Origin of the sequence: Microbacterium sp. NPDC058342 (genome assembly GCF_042723935.1) — a bacterium.
GTDB lineage: Bacteria > Actinomycetota > Actinomycetes > Actinomycetales > Microbacteriaceae > Microbacterium.
Window position 1 is genome coordinate 16,116 of sequence record NZ_JBHXID010000002.1, and the last position, 17,915, is coordinate 34,030.

The 17,915-nt window shown below is 70.1% G+C and carries 15 protein-coding genes; 6 read left to right on the forward strand and 9 right to left on the reverse strand.

All coding sequences use genetic code 11. The annotated features are described in order from the left end of the window. Positions 1–25: 25 nt before the first annotated feature. Positions 26–1,141 (reverse strand): LacI family DNA-binding transcriptional regulator, encoded by a 1,116-nt coding sequence (locus ACFWHT_RS10040; protein ID WP_378828036.1) that lies wholly within the window; start codon positions 1,139–1,141, stop codon positions 26–28. 219 nt (positions 1,142–1,360) lie between these two features. On the opposite strand from ACFWHT_RS10040, the gene ACFWHT_RS10045 reads away from it, so the two are divergent. The 4 genes from ACFWHT_RS10045 to ACFWHT_RS10060 all read left to right on the forward strand — a co-directional run bounded on the left by ACFWHT_RS10045 (position 1,361) and on the right by ACFWHT_RS10060 (position 6,401). Beyond that, positions 1,361–3,001 carry a glycoside hydrolase family 13 protein gene (locus ACFWHT_RS10045; RefSeq protein ID WP_378829459.1) on the forward strand — a complete coding sequence of 547 codons (1,641 nt, stop codon included), beginning with the start codon at positions 1,361–1,363 and terminating at the stop codon, positions 2,999–3,001. A 64-nt stretch (positions 3,002–3,065) separates the two neighbouring features. Next, entirely contained in the window at positions 3,066–4,436 is a 1,371-nt protein-coding gene (locus ACFWHT_RS10050; protein ID WP_378828038.1) for an extracellular solute-binding protein, read from the forward strand. A gap of 58 nt (positions 4,437–4,494) precedes the next feature. After that, on the forward strand, positions 4,495–5,478 hold the full coding sequence (locus ACFWHT_RS10055) for a carbohydrate ABC transporter permease (RefSeq protein WP_378828040.1): 984 nt from the start codon (positions 4,495–4,497) through the stop codon (positions 5,476–5,478). Further along, on the forward strand, positions 5,463–6,401 hold the full coding sequence (locus ACFWHT_RS10060) for a carbohydrate ABC transporter permease (protein WP_378828042.1): 939 nt from the start codon (positions 5,463–5,465) through the stop codon (positions 6,399–6,401). The genes ACFWHT_RS10055 and ACFWHT_RS10060 overlap by 16 nt, the downstream gene beginning before the upstream one ends. A 15-nt stretch (positions 6,402–6,416) precedes the next feature. On the opposite strand, the gene ACFWHT_RS10065 is transcribed toward ACFWHT_RS10060, so the two are convergent. The 4 genes from ACFWHT_RS10065 to ACFWHT_RS10080 form a co-directional block, all read right to left on the reverse strand. After that, positions 6,417–7,532 (reverse strand): substrate-binding domain-containing protein, encoded by a 1,116-nt coding sequence (locus ACFWHT_RS10065; protein WP_378828044.1) that lies wholly within the window; start codon positions 7,530–7,532, stop codon positions 6,417–6,419. A 48-nt stretch (positions 7,533–7,580) separates the two neighbouring features. After that, a complete protein-coding gene (locus tag ACFWHT_RS10070; RefSeq protein WP_378828046.1) occupies positions 7,581–11,063 on the reverse strand; it encodes a hypothetical protein in 3,483 nt (1,160 codons plus the stop codon). Between the two features lie 174 nt (positions 11,064–11,237). Further along, the gene (locus ACFWHT_RS10075) at positions 11,238–12,806 is read right to left on the reverse strand and encodes an MFS transporter (RefSeq protein ID WP_378828048.1); all 1,569 of its coding nucleotides are present in this window, start codon (positions 12,804–12,806) and stop codon (positions 11,238–11,240) included. Between the two features lie 103 nt (positions 12,807–12,909). Continuing rightward, positions 12,910–13,764: a class I SAM-dependent methyltransferase gene (locus ACFWHT_RS10080; RefSeq protein WP_378828050.1), complete on the reverse strand. Its 855-nt coding sequence runs from the start codon at positions 13,762–13,764 to the stop codon at positions 12,910–12,912. 48 nt (positions 13,765–13,812) lie between these two features. Between ACFWHT_RS10080 and ACFWHT_RS10085 the strand changes: the two genes are divergently transcribed. Continuing rightward, complete coding sequence (locus ACFWHT_RS10085; protein ID WP_378828052.1) at positions 13,813–14,406, forward strand: helix-turn-helix domain-containing protein; 594 nt, start codon at positions 13,813–13,815, stop codon at positions 14,404–14,406. Positions 14,407–14,429: 23 nt separating this feature from the next. Here the strand turns inward: ACFWHT_RS10085 and ACFWHT_RS10090 are convergent, their stop codons facing one another. The 3 genes from ACFWHT_RS10090 to ACFWHT_RS10100 are packed head-to-tail and all read right to left on the reverse strand — an operon-like array spanning position 14,430 to position 16,823. Next, positions 14,430–15,203 (reverse strand): alpha/beta fold hydrolase, encoded by a 774-nt coding sequence (locus tag ACFWHT_RS10090; protein WP_378828054.1) that lies wholly within the window; start codon positions 15,201–15,203, stop codon positions 14,430–14,432. Positions 15,204–15,240: 37 nt separating this feature from the next. Then, positions 15,241–15,897 carry a histidine phosphatase family protein gene (locus ACFWHT_RS10095; RefSeq protein WP_378828056.1) on the reverse strand — a complete coding sequence of 219 codons (657 nt, stop codon included), beginning with the start codon at positions 15,895–15,897 and terminating at the stop codon, positions 15,241–15,243. A 20-nt stretch (positions 15,898–15,917) separates the two neighbouring features. Next, positions 15,918–16,823 carry a J domain-containing protein gene (locus ACFWHT_RS10100; protein WP_378828058.1) on the reverse strand — a complete coding sequence of 302 codons (906 nt, stop codon included), beginning with the start codon at positions 16,821–16,823 and terminating at the stop codon, positions 15,918–15,920. Positions 16,824–16,930: 107 nt separating this feature from the next. On the opposite strand from ACFWHT_RS10100, the gene ACFWHT_RS10105 reads away from it, so the two are divergent. Next, positions 16,931–17,116, forward strand: a complete 186-nt coding sequence (locus tag ACFWHT_RS10105) for a hypothetical protein (protein WP_378828060.1) — start codon at positions 16,931–16,933, stop codon at positions 17,114–17,116. Positions 17,117–17,143: 27 nt separating this feature from the next. On the opposite strand, the gene ACFWHT_RS10110 is transcribed toward ACFWHT_RS10105, so the two are convergent. Further along, positions 17,144–17,914, reverse strand: a complete 771-nt coding sequence (locus tag ACFWHT_RS10110) for an alpha/beta fold hydrolase (RefSeq protein WP_378829460.1) — start codon at positions 17,912–17,914, stop codon at positions 17,144–17,146. Between the last annotated feature and the right edge of the window lies 1 nt (position 17,915).

Genomic DNA, 17,915 nt, shown 5'->3' on the forward strand with positions numbered 1-17,915 from the left:
CTCCGCCTATCCTGTCTTGCCTTTTTTAGTGGTGGTGGTCGTGTGGTTTTTTTTTTATGACCGGCGCGCCGGTGGTCACCGCGCGTGCGGTCGCCCCGCCGCCCCCCCCGCCCCCCGCGCCACTTCTGTCCGTGCGAGGCGGAGCCACCGATCCGCGCTCGACCAGCGCCACCTGCAGCGAGACGGCGGCGCGAGGCCCCTCGCCGCCTTCGATCTCCTCGAGGATGATCCGGGCCGCCTCGGCGACCTTCGCCGGCATGTCCTGAGCGATGGTGGTCAGCCCCGGCGTGCTGTACGCGCTGAGGTCGAGGTTGTCGAAGCCGACCAGCGAGACGTCGTCCGGAACGCGCGCGCCCGCTTCAGTGAGCCCGGCGATGATGCCCACGGCCATGACGTCCGCGGTCGCGAACACGGCTGTGACATCCGGGTGATCGGTCCGCAGCCGGAGTCCGAAACGGCGCCCGTCCTCGAAGGTGGTGAGAACCTCCTCGACGGCGATGGATCGGCCGTCCAGACCCGCGTCCTGGGCGGCGGTCCGGAAGCCGTCCCAGCGCTGCGCGACGACGCCCGTCTCCCCTTGAGGAGGGCCCGCGAACAGCATCCGCCGGTGGCCCGCTGCGATGAGGTGCTCCGCGGCGAGGCGCCCGCCGCTGTAGTCGTCGGTTCGCACCCCCACCGTTCGAGGGTTCGCCGAGTAGCTGTCGATGGCGACGAGCGGCACGCCGTCGGTGCGGATGCGGTCGATCTCGGCATCCGCGAACTCCACGAGGATCGCGCCGTCGAGTGTCCAGCCTCGGATCGCGTCGGCGATGTCGCCCTCGTGCTCGATGCCGCGCAGCAGCACGTGGTATCCGCGATGGCGCAGATGCGCCTCGAGCCCTCCGATGACCGCCACCGTGTGGGGGCTGACCAGCAGACTGTTGTTCTCGCGGACCGGCACGAACGCCGCGACGATGTGCGACCTCGCCGCGGCGAGACTGCGCGCCGGGATGTTGGGGACGTAGCCGAGTCGGTCGGCGATCTCCCGGACCCGTTCGATGGTCGCGAGGGACACCCGCGCCCTCTTGCCGTTCATGACGTTCGAGACGGTCATGACACTCACGCCTGCTTCGTCCGCGATGTCGCTGAGCTTGACGGTCACACTTCCTCCGGGCGCAATCCTACGACGCGGGCCGGTGTCACCGCGCGGGCTGGGCGACTCCGAGTTTATCGCTAAAGCGAATCGCGGAGATCTTTCGCGAAACGGTTGACAGCGCTGCGATCCGGCTCTACCTTTCTTGACAAGATATACCGCTAAACCTAGCACGGTCGACGAGGAGGTCGCTGACGAATGGTCAGCCGGGAACTGCAGCACACACGGATGCCGCGCGAGCGCGTGACGGGCCCCGCCCCGGCCGACCGGTGGTGGCGCGACGCCGTGATCTACCAGATCTATCCCCGCAGCTTCGCCGACGGCAACGGCGACGGAACCGGAGATCTCGCCGGTGTGCGCGCCCGGCTCGGCTACCTTCGCGAGCTCGGCGTCGACGCCATCTGGTTCACCCCCTGGTACCTGTCTCCGCTGGCCGACGGCGGGTACGACGTCGCCGACTACCGCACCATCGATCCCGCCTTCGGGGACCTCGCGGATGCCGAGGCGCTGATCCGCGAGGCCGCCGAGCACGGCATCCGCACCATCGTCGACGTCGTGCCGAACCACGTCTCCGATCAGCACGCCTGGTTCCAGGAGGCGCTGGCCGCCGGCCCCGGATCTCCGGCTCGTGCGCGGTTCTGGTTCCGCCCCGGTCGCGGCGAGAACGGGGATCAGCGGCCGAACGACTGGGTGTCGAGTTTCGGGGGCAGCACGTGGACCCGCACGACCGACCCGGACGGAACCCCCGGCGAGTGGTTCCTGCACCTCTTCAGCCCCGAACAGCCCGACCTCAACTGGGACAACCCCGAGGTGCGTCGCGAGCACGAGGACATCCTGCGGTTCTGGTTCGATCGCGGCGTGGCCGGCATCCGCATCGACTCGGCGGCGTTCCTCGCCAAGGATCCGGCTCTTCCTCAGCTCCCCGAGCGACCCGAACCGGGCAGGCATCCGCACCTCGACCGCGACGAGCTGCACGACATCTACCGCTCCTGGCGCACCATCGCCGACTCCTACGAGCAGCCGCGCGCTCTGGTCGGAGAGGTGTGGCTGGACGATGCGAAGCGCTTCGCCGCGTACCTGCGTCCCGACGAGATGCACAGCGCGTTCAACTTCGAGTTCATGACCCGCCCCTGGGACGCGACCGCGCTGCGAGGCTCCATCGAGCGGACGCTGCGCGAGCACGAGCCGGTCGGCGCTCCGGCCACCTGGGTGCTCTCCAACCACGACATCACTCGCCCCGTCACCCGCTACGGTCGGGAGGACTCCGGCTTCGCGTTCGAGCGGAAGCGCTTCGGCGTTCCGAGCGACATCGCACTCGGCACCCGACGCGCCCGGGCGGCGGCGCTGCTCACCGCCGCACTCCCCGGCGCCCTCTACGTCTACCAGGGCGACGAGCTCGGGCTGCCCGAGGTCGAGCTCCCCGTCGAGGTGCTGCAGGACCCCATGCACTTCCGCTCCGACGGCGTCGACCCCGGGCGCGACGGCTGCCGCGTCCCGCTTCCCTGGGCGGGCAGCCGGCGCCCCTACGGTTTCGGCACCGCGCCGGGGCGGGACACCTGGCTGCCGCAGCCGGAGGACTGGGCCCGGCTGACGGTGGAGGCGCAGTCGGAGGATCGCGATTCGATGCTCTCGCTGTATCGCGCCATGCTCGGCATCCGCCGTCGGACCGCCGATCTGCACCGCGACGGGCTGGAGTGGCTCGAACTGGGACCGGACGTGATCGCGTTCCGACGCGGCGACGAGACCGCATCGATCACCAATTTCGGCGCGCCCTGTGCGCTCCCTGAGCACCGAGCGGTGCTCCTCGCCAGCTCACCGCTTCGAGACGGTGCGCTGCCCGCAGACTCCACCGTGTGGCTCACCCTGTGAAGCACGGCGACCCGGAGAGCGCCGGCCCCGGCGCACAATGAACACAGCACGAAAGGACAAGACAATGAGGTCATCCCTCACCCGAGTCGGGATAACCGGCGTCGCCCTCCTGTCGACCGGTGCACTGCTCGCCGGCTGCAGCGGAGGCGCCGACGCCGATTCCCCCGACGGCAGGACGACGATCACCGTCGCGATCGATGCCGGACTCGAGCAGGAGGCGCGCGACAACTTCGACGCCCGCGTCGCGACGTTCGAGAAGGCCCATCCCGACATCACGGTCGAGGCGCAGGAATACACCTGGACCGCGACGACGTTCACCGCCGACCTGGCCGGCGGCACCCTGCCGGACGTGTTCACCATCCCGTTCACCGACGGACGCGGACTCATCGCCGCGGGACAGATCGCCGACATCAGCGGCTACGTCGCCGAGCTTCCCTACGCCGATGCCTTCAACCCGAACGTCGCCCAGGCCGGCCAGGCCGATGACGGCAGCCAGTGGGCGATCCCGATCGCCGCGTACGGACAGGCGCTGCACTACAACCGCGCCCTCTTCGAGCAGGCGGGCCTGGATCCCGACATGCCGCCCACCACCTGGGACGAGGTGCGGGACGCGGCGAAGAAGATCTCGGATGCCACCGGCGAGGCCGGCTACGCGACGATGACGAGCGGGAACACCGGCGGCTGGATCTTCACGACGCTGGTGAACGCGTTCGGCGGGCGCACCGAGGACGGCGAGGCGTCGGCCCCGACGATCGACACGGATGCCGCCGCGGCAGAGGTCCTCGAGTACCTGCACGCCCTGCGCTGGGACGACGACTCGATGGGTTCCAACTTCCTCTACGACTGGGGCACCATCAACCAGGACTTCGCCTCGGGCCGTATCGGGATGTACGTCTCGGGCGGCGGCAACTACGGAAATCTGGTCACGCAGAACGCGCTGAAGCCCGAGGACTACGGCATTTCGATCCTGCCGCTGCAGGGTGCCGACCCGGGAGTGCTCGGCGGCGGCACGCTGGCGGCGGTCAGTCCCAAGGCCGAGGCGGCCCAGCAGCAGGCGGCGGTGGAATGGATTGACTTCTACTACCTGGCCAAGCTCGCCGACGAGAAGACGGCGGTGCAGACGGCCGAGCTCGCCGCTTCGCTGGATCAGCCGGTCGGGGCTCCCGAGCTCCCCGTCTTCGACGACGAGCGGTTCGCTCAGTACCAGTCGTGGATCGCGCCGTCGGTGAACGTGCCGCTGCAGCAGATGGCCCCGTACACCGAGCACAGCGGGTCACAGCCGCTCATCGGCGAGCCCCGCGTCGCGACACAGGACGTCTACGCGCTGCTGGACGCCGTCGTCCAGTCGGTGCTGACCGACGAGAACGCCGACATCGACGAACTCCTCCGCGGTGCGCAGGAGCAGGCCGAGGCGCTGTACGCCAAGGCAGGATGATGATCCACGCCCCGGGCCGGCAGCGACGCCGGCCCGGGGCCCGACCACCGGTGAGAAAATGACCCAGATCACCCCCATCGAGCAGGCGGCACCGCCCGAGCCGCCGTCGGACCTCGTCGAGGACGTACGCGACGGCCGGCCGCCGCACCGCCGCAGGCGGAGCTGGGTGCGCGGAGACGGTCCGCACACCCTCGTCTTCCTCATACCGCTGCTGTTCAGCTTCGTGCTGTTCTCGTGGAAGCCGATCCTCGAAGCCGGAGTGATGGCCTTCCAGCACACGAACCTCGTGTCGCCCGCCCAGTGGGTGGGATGGCAGAACTTCGAGACCGTGCTGAACGACCCGCTGCTCGGCACGGCCGTGCTCAACACTCTGTACTTCGCGGTGCTGGCGCTGATCCTCGGCTATCCCGTGCCGCTGGTGGTCGCGGTGCTCATGAGCGAGGTGCGAAGAGCGCGCGGCCTGTTCAGCGCTCTCGCCTACCTTCCCGTGATCGTGCCTCCGGTGGTGGGTGCGCTGCTGTGGAAGTTCTTCTACGACGGCTCGCCGAACGGTGTGTTCAACACCATCCTCGGCTGGTTCGGCCTCGGACCCCTGCCGTGGCTGTCGGATCAGGCTCTGGCCATGCCGTCGATCGTGCTGTTCGCCACCTGGTCGGCCGCCGGGGGCACGATCATCATCTATCTGGCCGCCCTGATCGGGGTCGCGCCCGAGCTGTACGACGCTGCGGAGGTCGACGGTGCCGGCGTCTGGCGCAAGGTCTGGCACATCACCATGCCCCAGCTGCGCGGGGTGCTGCTGATCACCTTCATCCTGCAGATCATCGGCACGGCCCAGGTGTTCCTCGAGCCCTTCCTGCTCACCGCCGGCGGCCCGGCCAACTCCACGACCACGATCCTCCTCCTCATCTACAAATACGCGTTCCAGTCCAGCCTGGGCGGTGACTACGGCGCCGCCACCGCGCTCAGCCTCATGCTCGCCGTCGTCCTGGCGATCTTCTCCGCCGTGTACTTCCGCCTGACGCGGCGATGGAGCACCTCGTGAGCGTCGCGGATCGGGGCATCCGGCGCCGCCGCCGGACGGATGATCCCCTCGACCGCGGGATCCTCTCCGCAGCGGACCGGCGCCGTCGGCCCGTGCTGATCACGGCTCGCACGCTGCACACGGCGCTGCTCGGCGCGCTCGTGCTCGTCGGGGTCGGACCGATCCTGTGGCTCGCGAAGTCGGCCGTGACGCCCACGCAGGACACGCTGCGCCAGCCGCTCGCCCTGTGGCCGAACGGCATCGACCTGGCGAATCTGGGCGAGGCGTGGAGCCGGGTGCAGATCGACCTGTACTTCTTCAACACGGTGGTCGTCGCACTGGGCGTGTGGGCGGTGCAGGTGCTGGTCGCGACCACCGCAGGCTATGCGCTCTCGGTGCTGCGGCCCCGCTACGGCAAGGTGATCGTGGCGGCCGTGCTGGCCACCATGTTCGTGCCGAGCATCGTGCTGCTGGTCCCGCTGTATCTCACGATCGTCCAGCCTCCGCTGCTCGGCCAGTCACTCATCAACACCTTCTGGGCGGTCTGGCTGCCCGCCGGCGCCAACGCCTTCAACGTGCTGCTGGTGATGCGGTTCTTCGACTCGCTGCCGCGCGAGGTGTTCGAGGCGGCGCGCATGGACGGAGCCGGACCATACCGGCTGTTCTGGTCGGTCCTGCTGCCCATGTCGAAGCCGATCATCGGAGTCGTCTCGGTCTTCGCCGTGATCGGGGCGTGGAAGGACTTCCTCTGGCCGCTGCTGGTGCTCAAGGACCCCGCCATGCAGCCGCTGTCGGTGCGTCTGCCGCAGCTTCAGCAGTTCATCGAGCTGGACGTGTTCCTGGCGGCCCTCGCGATCGCGACCGTCATCCCCATCGCCCTGTTCGTCGTCTTCCAGCGGCTGTTCCTCAACGGGGCGGGCCTGGGCGGTGCGGTCAAGGGCTGAGCGCGGGTCGTCCGCTCAGCGCTCGCCGTCGACGCTGAGAGCAGCGGGCGCGTGCTCACGACGACTGGACTCCCGTGTCTTCAAGGCGGGGAGCAGTTCTACCCGCGGGAGCGCTTCTGCGCTCGAGCCGCGCGCCGACGCGAGGACCTGATCCATGCACGTGCGCGCGGCGAGATGCCCGACCTGGAACTTCGGAGGTGCGACGGCGGTGAGCGGCACCGAGGCCAGGGAGGCGACCTCGTCGTCGTACGCGACCAGTGCGAGATCGCGCGGTACGACGATCCCGCGATCTCCGGCGACCTCGAGAAGAGAGATCGCGACCTCGTCGGGAAGGACGACGATCGCGTCCACCCTCTGGTCGAGACAGGCGTCCAGCAGCTCGTTCAAGTGCTTCCGAAGGGACGCGATGGATGCCTCGCGGGCAGGCAGCTCGAATTCGATGGGCGCGCGCGCCGGGTCGTCGGCGGCGAGCGCCCGTCGGTAGCCCTCCCGCACGAACGGTGCGGTCGGGCTCCGCCGCCGGGCCAGCGCGATCCGGCGACAGCCCTCGGCGATGAGGTGCGCGACGGCCAGCTCGGCACCGTGCGCATGGTCGCTGCGGACGGTGCTGAGCGCTCCGAGCGAAGCGGCGGAGTCGAGGGCGCGCTCCACGACGACGACCGGCACGCTGACATCCCGAAGAGCCTCGAAGGTCGCGGGCTCCGCGTGAAACGAACGACTCGGTGTGACGAGCATCCCGTCGACCCCGTTCGTCGCGAGCCGGGAGATCTGCTCCCGCTCGAACTCCGACGAGTACTCGGAGACGCCGAGCACGAGGCGGGCGCCCGCCTCGGCCGCGGCGGCCTTCGCGCCCCGGATGATCTCGGGGTAGTAGTAGTTCGCCGAGGGGACGACCATGCCGAGTGTCGCGAGCGGGGTGAGCCTGCGAGCGGATGCCGACGCGCCATGGCGACGCGGCTTCACCGCGCCGCCATGGACCCGTTCGACGAGTCCCTGCGATTCCAGGAGCGCCAGGTCCCGTCGGATGGTCATGCCGGAGGCGCCCACCCGGGCGGCGAACTCCGCGGCGCTCACCCCTCCGCGGATGTCGATCTCGCGCAGGATCTGCGAGTGACGCTGAGCGGGGAGCATGTGCACAAGTGTCCAGAGGTGCGCGGGTATGCGCAACGCTCCGTCGCGTCAGCGGACGATGACCTTCACCGTGTCGCTCGCCGTCACCCCGGCGTCGTTGCGCCACTCCACCCGGAACGAATGGACTCCCGGTGCCAGCGCGTCGACCTTGTGAACGGCCTTCTGCGCATGGGGGCTGCGGCTCTTCAGCGCACCCTCCGCGATGAGCTCGTCGTCCTGATAGAAGTGGTAGCTCGTTCCGTTCGTGCCCCACCACAGGTTTCCGGTGAGGGTGAACGAGCCGTCTCGGTCATAGTCGTCATGGCTGAGCGACGGCTTGCCGGGCTTCGCCTGGGTGACCCGCACGGTGAGGGGTCCGATCGGCGTCCGGCCGCGCGAATTCACGAGCTCCCCGGTGTAGGTGTAGGTGCCGTCCGCTCGGCCGGAGATCGCAACGGTCGCCGTCTGCGCTCGCGGAGTGTTCAGCGCGAGATCCACGGAGTCGATGAGCAACCCGTTCTCGTAGAGATGGAAGACGCCGGCGTTCTCTCCCCACCACATGTTCATGGTGATGTTGTAGTCGCCGTCCTGCAGCCCGGTGTCCCAGCCGTTGTCGGAGGACAGCCGGCCTGCGGCGGGCGGAGCGGTCGCGCCGTCGTCCGGACGCTGGGGCAGTCCGTTCGCCGTGCTCTCGTCCAAGTGCTCGAAGTCCACCACCCGTTCGTCGACCACCAGCTGCCCGTCGATCAGCTCGGCATCGAGGGGACCGCTGTCCGAGGTCGCGAGGACGATGCGGAACTCCGCCGCCGCTCCCACGCGGGTCAAGCGCAGGGTGCCGTCGATGACCTCCGCCGTCAGGCCCGCGCGATCGAGCACGAAGCCGGAGAGCACCGCGCCGCCGGGGCTGGTGAAGGTGAAGTAGGGTTCGTCTTCGGCGGCATCGCCGGAGATCGAGATGGCCACGCCCGCCTCGGGTCGGAGCTGCCAATCCCAGCTGTGCGACACATCGTCCGCGAACGTGTCCCGCACGGCGACGATCGCGACGGCGTCGTCGCCGCCGGAGAGATCGACGACCTGCTCCCGCCGGGCGGTGTCGACGAGGAAGTTGGCGGCTCCGTCCAGGCGGAGATAGCCGCCGCCCTGGTCGGGGAACGCCCGTGCCTCGAGGGTCCTGCCCGCTCCGGTGGCGGTCTCGTACTCGTTGCGGTACGGCTCCAGCTTCGCGTCGACCAGCGGCTTGCTCCACGCCAGCGGCTCCGTCCACTGCTTGCCGCCCAGGCTCGCCCACGTCGTGTCGTGGCTCATCCACGTCAGGGAGAAGGTCTCAGCGCTGGACCATCCGCGGTGCTGATCGTTGCGGCTCGCCGTGCCGATCAGGGTGTCGTCCCGATCGCGATACCCCGACCGGAAGGCATAGAAGCCCTCCTCCTCGTCGAGCAGTGCCGTCCGGGCCTCCGGTGCCGTCAGGTCCGCCGGATCGCTGCTGGCGTCCTCCGGGTAGAAGAGCATGGTCCACAGCGCGTGGACGCCGTCGAAGTTCTTGTCGTCCGAGAGCACGCCCTGAACGCGGTCGTACGTGTGCTTCAGCCCCGGGACCGCGGAGTCAGGGGTGATCGGGAACATCAGAGGGAACGATCCGTCCACCTGTCCGCTCGGGCCGGAGACGCCGAACTGGAGCACGTCGCCGCGACTGCGCGTGGACACGGTGTGGAGTGCGAGGTTCCAGAACTTCGGCCGGTTGAACTCCGCATCCAGCGTGCGCACTCCGCTGTCCTGCGCTGCGTAGATGGAGGGGAACATGTAGAGCTCGGTGTAGTGCAGGTAGTCCCAGCCCTCCTGGGTGAAGCCGGTGTCGGTGTAGGCCTGCTGCAGGTGACGATTCGTCTCGTCCAGCAGGAAGGCGATCCGGTCGTCGTGGTCGCCGAAGTCCGCGTCGCCGCGAGCGGCCAGGAGCAGCGCGAGCTCGGTCGAGCGCACGACTCCCACCCAGTTGCTGGTCTTGACCGTGTCGTCGAGTGCGTCGTGATGGTAGGTCGAGAGCAGGTCGATCGATCGGGTGATGATGTCGCGGACGTGCGCGCGCTGGGCATCGGTCCAGCCGGTGAACGCCCAATCGTAGGCGGCCGCCAGCAGCAGGTTCGCGCGGGCCAGTTCCAGTCCCATGTTGACCGGCCGTGCCACCACGAATCCCTCCGCTGAGATCAGGCTCTGGTACGCCTTCTCGGCGTAGCCCTGGTCGCCGGTGATGGCGTACGCGAAGGCGGCCTCGCGTGCGCGATACAGCCCCGCGCTCCCGTTCCCCGGGTATCCCGAGTCGGGTCCGGCGATGCGTGAGGTGATCTTCTCCCACGCCGCGGCGGTCGTCGCGTCTCCGGATCGCAGCTGCTCGTTCACGCGGTCGACGGTGTCCGGATCGAGGAAGGTGCGTGGATGAGCGGCTCTGCCGACGCGAGCGGTCGCGAGCACCTCGCCGGCGGAGCGCAGCGTGAGCTCTTCTCCCGCATCCCCGGGCAGGTCGATGCCGCCGGCGATGCCTTCGATCCGCTGCGGCTCTCGGTCTCCGACCTGAAGCGTCAGGTCCGTCTCGGGCTCGTCGGCGGCCACTGCCCAGGATGCGTGAGCCGCGCCGTCATCGTCCTGTATGCCGGTGAGGATCGTGGTCTCGGTGCGGTCCGCGAACGTCGCCGGCGTCGAGGTCGTGGCGGTGGGGCTGGTCGCGAGCACCGCGCCGTCCGCGTCCAGCGCCTGGACCTGATAGGTGTAGGTGGCACCCGGTGAGACGCTGTCGTCGGCGGTCGTGGTCGCCACCGCCGACCTCACCAGGCTGGACGAGTCGCCCTTCGGCGACCGCTGCCCGTCGGCGCGGTGCACCGCGTAGCGCGCAGCGTTCTCCGCCTCGACGCTCCAGCTGAGCTCCACCACTCCGCGGGCCGTCGCGGATGCGGTGAGAGAACCCGTCTGCGTCGTCTCGACGAGATCCATCGCGGTGAACCGGACGGTGCCGGCAGATCGGTCGAGCATCGGCTCGATGGAGATGCGGGTGGTGCCCTGCGGCAGCACGAGGTCGGTCGAGTACTCGCGCCAGTCGAACGATCCCGTCAGGTAGGGGCCTTTCGCCACGGGCACGGTCACGCGACCGGAGGCGTCGTACGCCTGCACCCGGATCATGCTGAAGCCGCCGGACAGCCCTTCGGCCTTCACGAGGCCTCGGACGGTGAGGCGGCGCGGCGTGGTGTCGTCCACGGCGACGCTCTGGGTCAGGGCGTACCGCGTCGTCTCACCGGAGGTCGACGTGATCGCCACGGCGGGGGATGCCTGCGGACCGTCCGGGCCGACGGTGACCGAGGCCGTGCCGGCGGGGTTCCACGCCCGCCAGGAGGCCGGATGGCCGGTGGAATCGACAGCTCCGAAGTCGGGATTCGCGATCGCCGGGACTCCGGCCGCGCCGGTGGTGCCGACCGCGCCGGCCGGCACCACCGAGAACATCGACATCGTCACCGCCAGGGCGAGCGCGAGCGTGCTCTTCAGGAGGAGAGAGGGAGTCGATGTCACGGAATGCATGGGAACCCCAGAAGGTCAGGCCGATGGCGGGCATCGACGAACGCGTCATTGCGGATTCCCGGAATCGTACGTGCAGGTCTGGAAGGGAACGGAGCAAACGCACAGAACTGAACATCCCGCTGGTGACGGGAGACCCAGCCGCGGCGAGTCCATCCGTCCGACGGATCACGCGGACACGTCTGCTGCTTCCTCCGTGCGACCCCCGCGAGGCCGGGACACGGCGACGAAGACGAACAGGGCGATCATGACGACGACTCCGACCCACATCGCCTGCTGCCAGCCGGCGACGAAGGCGTCCTGCGCCGCACGGATCAGTGCCTCCGCGTCGGGCCCGGAGCCCGCGGCGGCGGTGAGGTTGGCCACGCCCTCCCGGGCCGCGTCGGCCGTGGCGCCCTGCATGCCCGCGACGAACGGATCGATCGCGTTGCGGTAGCCGGCCGAGAGGACCGCCCCCAGGAGGGCGACCCCGAGAGCAGTGCCGAGTTCCCGCGTGACGTCGTTGAGCGCCGAGGCGACGCCCTGCTGCGCCCGCGGCAGCGCGCTCGTGATCCCCTCGGTCGCGGGGGTCATCGCGATGCCCATGCCGGCTCCCATGACGAGCAGTCCGGGGAGCACGCCGACATATCCGCCATCGGCGGATGCCAGGCCCGCCAGCAGGACCAGCCCGCCGGCGAAGACCCCGATGCCCGTGAGCATGGTGGGCCGGATGCCCACGCGGGTGGACAGCTTCGGGGCGAGTGCGGCGGACAGCATCATGAGCAGCGCCATGGGCATCAGCCCGAGCGTCGCGCCGAGGCCGGACCAGCCCAGCACCGTCTGGAAGTACGGGAAGAGGACCACGAGAATGCCCCCCTGCACTCCGAACACGGCCAGCAGCGCCACGGATCCGCTCGAGAGCGCCCGGGAGCGGAACATGCGCAGATCGAGCAGAGGCTCGGATCGTCGCAGCTGCGACACGACGAAGAAGGCGAGACCGAGCACGCCGGCACCGAGCCCGACGAGCGTCAGCGGAGCGCTCCAGCCGTGGACGGGCCCTTCGTGCAGCGCGGTGATGAGACCGACGATGCCGACCGCCGAGGAGACGGATCCGAGAACGTCGAAGCGGTGCGCGGAGTTGTCACGGGAATCGGGCACAGACTTCAGCGTGATCGCGAACGCGACCGCAGCGAGCGCGACCGGAAGCACGAACAGCCAGCGCCAGCTGCCCAGGTCGACCAGCACGGCGGACAGGAACATGCCCAGGATGCCGCCGCCGCCGCCCACGGCGGACCAGACGCCGATGCCCTTCGCGCGCTCCTCTTCCGGGAACGTCGAGGTGATCACCGCCAAGGTGATGGGCATGATCACGGCTGCGCCGACGCCGCTGAGTACGCGTGCCGCCAGCAGCACCTCGGTGGAGGGCGCCAGAGCCCCGAGGATGTTCGCGACCGCGAAGATCGCCAGACCCGCGAGCAGAGTCCGCTTTCGGCCCCATCGATCGCCTGCCGCGCCCAGCGGCAGCAGCAGTGCGGCGAGGGTGAGGGTGTACGCGTTGATGATCCACAGCACCGAGCTCTGCGAGGCGCCGAGCTCGACGGCGACCTGCGGTTGGGCGACGTTGAGGCCGGAGACCGATGCGATGACCGCCATCAGCGCGACGCAGACGGCGATGAGGATCAGCCGCCGTCGTCGTGGGTCGTCGATGGTGGTGAGGGTGGTGGAGATGGGCGCGGTGTTCGGTGGCGAGGTGGTCATGGGTCCTTCTCGGGTGGTCGGTGGGCAGGCGGGAGCAGCGCCCGGCGACTCGGTCGCCGGGCGGACATGTGCGGAGGGCTTCTACGGGGTGCGGGTGGCCGTGTCACTCACGGCGGCCGACCCAGACGGTGCGCTCGCTTCGCACGACGAGGTCGTCGCGGGCGCTCAACGAGCCGGAGGCGTCGTCGTCGAGGAGCCTGTCGATGGCGTCGAGGTCCTGCGGCTCGAGCTGGGTCAGGCGTCCCCGGATGTTGGTGAAGACCTGTCTCGCGTAGAGCGCCGCGTCCGCGGGCGCGGGGTCTCGCTGGTACGTGAACGTCCGTTCTGCGACGAGTTCGAATCCCGCGTGCTGCAGGTGCGGACCCCAGTCGGGGTGAGCGTTCCATCCGGCCCGGCGCATCGCCTCGTGGCACCTGCGTTCGAGGCCGGGGCGACCGAAGCCGATGTCCTCGGGCAGGAAGCGCGGGAGACCGTCCATCTCGATCACCGTCATGATCCCCCCGGAGCTCAGCGTCGAATGCGCGGTGCGCAGCACGCTGTCGGGATGCTCGACATGATGAAGCGATGAGGACGCCCACACGAGGTCGAACGTTCCGATGTCGGGCCAGCGCTCGTCTGCGTTCGCCTGGACGGGATGGACCCGATCCCCGACGCCCGCCCGAGCCGCGGCATCCGTCAGGTGCGAGATCATCTCCGGGGACTGGTCCAGGGCGATGATGGTGGACCGGGGGAAGCGACGAGCCAGCGCGAGCGTTCCCGTTCCGCTTCCGGAACCGATGTCCAGCACTCTCGAGGGCTCACTGCGAAGGTGGCCGCCGACCCAGCTCGTCAGCTCCTCGAGATGGCCGACCACGCGCGCGTCGAGGTCGAGCATGGCCGCGTGACCGTGACCGTGCGCGCTCGCCTGCGATGTGGGGTGGTGGTGATGCGGACTCGGCGAAGCGGCTCTCGGTGACATGAGGATCACAGTACCCGCGTCGTGCGTCATGCGCATATGATCTTGCTTATGAAGCAAGTACTGGATGTGGATCGGGTCGTCCGGCAGAGGATCCGGGCGATGCGCCTGGCGAAGGGGTGGACGCTCGATGCGCTGGCGCGGCAGTGCCACCTCAGCGCGTCCAACCTCAGTCGCATCGAGACCGGCGAGCGCCGCATCGCCCTGGACCAGCTGGTTCCGATAGCGCGCGCTCTCGGAACGACCCTCGACGAGCTCATCGAATCAGAAGAGGACGAAGACGTGGTCATCCGCCCTCACGCCACCGAAGCCGGCGACATCACCACGTGGCTGCTCTCGCACGAGCGGGGAGTGAACGGCGTGACCGTGGCGAAGATGCGCATCACTCCGGACCGGCCCACAGGGCCGGAGGACATGGTCGTGCATGCCGGCCGCGACTGGTTCACCGTCCTGTCCGGCACCGCACGGCTTCACCTGGGCGACCGCATCATCCTGGTCGAGACGGGTGACGCCGCCGAGTTCTCCACCACGACTCCGCACATCATCGGCGCGCACGACGGTCCGGTGGAGATCCTGACCATCGTGACTCACGATGGCGAGCGCAGCCACCTGCCGCACGGGACCGCGGCACACCCTCACGACTGAGCGGCGCGACCGCGGCGGCGGAGTCAGAGACGTTCGCCGATGACGCGGGCCGTGGCCGCCGGGTCGGGCCGGTGCATGATCGACTCCGGCACGATCACCAGTTCGGCATCCGCGATCTCGTCGGCGAGCCGGTCGGCCGCGGCGACGAGGAAGGGGAACGTCTGCGCGCCGCGCAGCACGGTCACCGGCACCGAGACGTCGAGCAGCGCACCCTCCGCGCGTCTGAGGCGCAGGGTCAGCAGGGCGTCGTAGACGGTGGACTGACCCAGCGGCGCGAGTGCGGCGAGCTGCCCGCTCGCGCGGCCCGCCTCCACCATCTCGGCGGGCAGGCCCACGGCGTCGAGCTGGAAGGACGCCACCGCCTCCTCCGGCGTGCCGGCGTCGACGAGCGCCTGAAGTCTCGCAGGAAGATCCTCGCCGAAGCCCTGCCCGTCGAAGTCGATCGGCGGCTCGGAGAGGAACAGCGCGCCCGTCGGCACGCCGCGGGATGCCGCGTACAGCGCGAGCACCGCGCCGGAGGAATGCCCCAGCACGGCATCCGCTCCGCCTGCCGCCTCGATCACGGCGGCGAGATCGGCCACCTCGTCGTCGGGAGTGGAACCGGTGCGGTCGCCGCTGGCGCCTCGCGCCCGGCGGTCCCAGACGACCGCGCGGAAGCCGGCGTCCGTCAGCGCCTGTGCGAGAGGAGCAGCGTCGGCCGCGGTGGACAGCGCTCCGTTCACGATCACGATCGTGCGGCCGGATCCGGCCGCGGTGAAGCCGATGGGGGTGCCGTCTGCGGAAGCCACGATGCTCATTCCGACATCCAACCACGCTGCACCGACAGCGGTGCGGTCAGGACTCGGAGGGCTTGGTCGGCAGGGCCGGACCGTGGTTCCAGGCGAGGATGGCGGGCTGCTCACGTGCGAAGCCCAGCACGGATGCCGAGCCGGCGTCCAGAGAGATGGAGGCCGCGAATCGTGGCGCCTGCCGGAGGAAGACGGCGGTGAGGATCCGCAGGTAGTGCCCGTGCGCGACGAGGGCCACGTCGCCCTCGGCCATCGCCGGCAGCACCCGGGTCAGCACCCGGGATGCCCGTGCCGCCACCTCCTCCACGGTCTCGCCGGGCGTCTCGCCGCGGATGACCCCGTGCGCGAAGGCCGTCCAGTCGTAGCCGAGCTCGGCGCGGATGTCCTTGGTGGTGCGCCCCTCGTATCCGCCGTAGTCCCACTCGACCAGCAGCGGATCGATCCGGGGATCCAGTCCGGCGAGCTCAGCGGTGCGCCGTGCGCGCTGCAGCGGCGAGCTGAGCACGAGCCGGAAGTCGTAGCCGCGCACCAGCTCCCCTGCGGCGCGCGCGAGTTCCTCACCGTGCGCCGTCAGCGGAATGTCGGTGAGCCCGGTGTGACGGCCCGTGCGCGACCATTCGGTCTCGCCGTGCCGGAGCAGCACCAGCTTTCCCTGCGGGGAGTCGGGGGCGGGGCGGTCGGGCAGCGCGTCAGGAGCATCCACAAGCTCACGGTACCGGGTGCTCAGGTCATGATGACGCGCGCCGACTGGACCAGCCGGGTGCGCACGTCGAACGCCTCGGTGACCCCGAGCGGTCGTGCACCCGGGATGCCGCCGCGCAGCAGCGGTCGCAGGGCGCTGCGACGCACGACCACCACTGGCAGCCCGCGAACCGACCCCAGCACGACGGCCGGCTCGTCGAGATCCTCGTCGGGGAGGATCAGGACGGCGCCGGCGAAGCGCACGCGAGCCGTCCGCGAGATCGAGCGTACCCGCGCGACCAGGTCGGCCACCGGCGTGCTGCCGCCCACCGTGCTGCCGATCGCCTCGCCCTGCCGGAACCGCACGCTGTCGCCGAAGTCCTCCGACACCAGCCCGTACAGGCCCGCGGGCCCGAGCACCACGTGGTCGAGCACGGCATCCTGTCCGCATGCGACGCCGTGCCAGGCCGTGAAGCCGATGCCGAGGTCGTCGATCGCGGCGGCCGTCGCCTCTTCGGCCAGGGCGTCGGCCAGCATCCGCCTCACCTCCCACGGCGCCGAGCGCACCACCGCGGGGTCGTACGCCTCGCCGTCCGTGGCCGAGCGGCCGAGGTGATCGGTCAGCATCCGCCGATATCGCATCCGACGCCATCCGCCCGCCTGCCCGTACGATCTCGTGCGCGGCCGGGTGCCGGCGCGCGCGGCGGATGCCCGCGGCGCGCCCCACGAGACGACCTCGCGGCCGCGGTCGTACGACGCCCGGTCCTCGGGCGTGCCGATCAGCTCCCATGCCTGCTGCACGCGGACGAACAGCGCCGCGTCGCCCCCGGTGTCCGGATGGGTCTCGCGCAGTCTGAGCCGGTAGGCGCGTCGCAGCTGGTCCTCGTCCGCCGTCGTCGCGACGCCGAGCACCTCGTAGGCGGATGCCGAGAGCGGGCCGTCGAACATCGCCCTCCTCCGGCGTCGGGACGGGATGACCGTCGCATCCAGATCCTACGGCTCGGTGCGGGCAGCGCGTGCGCGGACGCCTGCGGAAGCTCTCGTAGGCTGGAGCCATGACGAAGAGCACGATCTGGACCGTCCTCGGCGTGATCGCCGCCGTCGTGATCGCATGGTGGCTGGTGAGCGCACTGTTCTCGCTGCTGTGGTTCATCGCCAAGCTCGGCCTGGTGGCGCTGGTCGCCGTCGCCGTCTACGCCGGTCTCCGGGCACTCACCGGCCGCGCCCGCGTCCGCGACTGAGACCCGGCCGTCCCGCCGGTTCGCGCATCACGCGCCGCGCAGGAACTCCAGTGCGGCGAGGCGGAAGTCCTTCGACCCGGGAGCGTTGAAGTGATGCCGACCCGGGATCTCGAAGAAGCGCGCCTGGCCGGCCGCTTCGGCGAGCCGCCGCGATCCCTCGATCACGGCGTCCTTCGAGCCCGTGGCGAACAGCACCGGCTGCTGCGGCGCGTGCGCGGGATCGGGGTCGATCGACCGCGAGTCGCGCATGCCCTCGGCGAGGGCGAGCAGGGCGTGCAGGTCGTTGCCGGGCACCCGCTCGGCCAGGGCGATGTAGTTCAGGGTGACCGGATCGCTGACGGGGGTGCCGTCGGCGGCGTAGCGGCGCACCTGATCGATGTCGAGCCGGTCCAGCGGGATGCCGTCGGGCACGCCGCCCAGCACGGCGCGGGGGATGCGCAGGCCGAGGTCCTGCGCGACCTGCCATCCGACCCGGGCGCCGAGCGAGTAGCCGACGTACATCGCCTCATCGATGAGGAAGGCGTCGAGCACGGACTCGATGTCGCGCGCCAGGCTGCGCACCGTGTACCCGGCCGCGTCGTGCGGCTTCTGGCTGGCGCCGTGACCGCGCTGATCGATGCCGAGAATGCGCAGGCCCTCGCGCTCGAGCATCCGCACCCAGCCGGTCTGCACCCAGTTGTCGCGCGTGCTCGAGGCGAAACCATGCACCAGGAGCACGACGGGAGCATCCGGCTCGCCCCACGAATACGTCGCCAGCCCGACCCCGTCGCCCACCTCCACGAACCGGGGGTGCGGCATG

Bases quoted from the DNA above. Each gene is read 5' to 3' on its own strand.
- ACFWHT_RS10110 (WP_378829460.1), bottom strand. From the start codon at position 17,914: ATGCCGCACCCCCGGTTCGTGGAGGTGGGCGACGGGGTCGGGCTGGCG.
- ACFWHT_RS10045 (WP_378829459.1), top strand. From the start codon at position 1,361: ATGCCGCGCGAGCGCGTGACGGGCCCCGCCCCGGCCGACCGGTGGTGG.
- ACFWHT_RS10080 (WP_378828050.1), bottom strand. From the start codon at position 13,764: ATGTCACCGAGAGCCGCTTCGCCGAGTCCGCATCACCACCACCCCACA.
- ACFWHT_RS10075 (WP_378828048.1), bottom strand. From the start codon at position 12,806: ATGACCACCTCGCCACCGAACACCGCGCCCATCTCCACCACCCTCACC.
- ACFWHT_RS10105 (WP_378828060.1), top strand. From the start codon at position 16,931: ATGACGAAGAGCACGATCTGGACCGTCCTCGGCGTGATCGCCGCCGTC.
- ACFWHT_RS10065 (WP_378828044.1), bottom strand. From the start codon at position 7,532: ATGCTCCCCGCTCAGCGTCACTCGCAGATCCTGCGCGAGATCGACATC.
- ACFWHT_RS10055 (WP_378828040.1), top strand. From the start codon at position 4,495: ATGACCCAGATCACCCCCATCGAGCAGGCGGCACCGCCCGAGCCGCCG.
- ACFWHT_RS10085 (WP_378828052.1), top strand. From the start codon at position 13,813: ATGAAGCAAGTACTGGATGTGGATCGGGTCGTCCGGCAGAGGATCCGG.
- ACFWHT_RS10090 (WP_378828054.1), bottom strand. From the start codon at position 15,203: ATGAGCATCGTGGCTTCCGCAGACGGCACCCCCATCGGCTTCACCGCG.
- ACFWHT_RS10100 (WP_378828058.1), bottom strand. From the start codon at position 16,823: ATGTTCGACGGCCCGCTCTCGGCATCCGCCTACGAGGTGCTCGGCGTC.
- ACFWHT_RS10060 (WP_378828042.1), top strand. From the start codon at position 5,463: ATGGAGCACCTCGTGAGCGTCGCGGATCGGGGCATCCGGCGCCGCCGC.
- ACFWHT_RS10050 (WP_378828038.1), top strand. From the start codon at position 3,066: ATGAGGTCATCCCTCACCCGAGTCGGGATAACCGGCGTCGCCCTCCTG.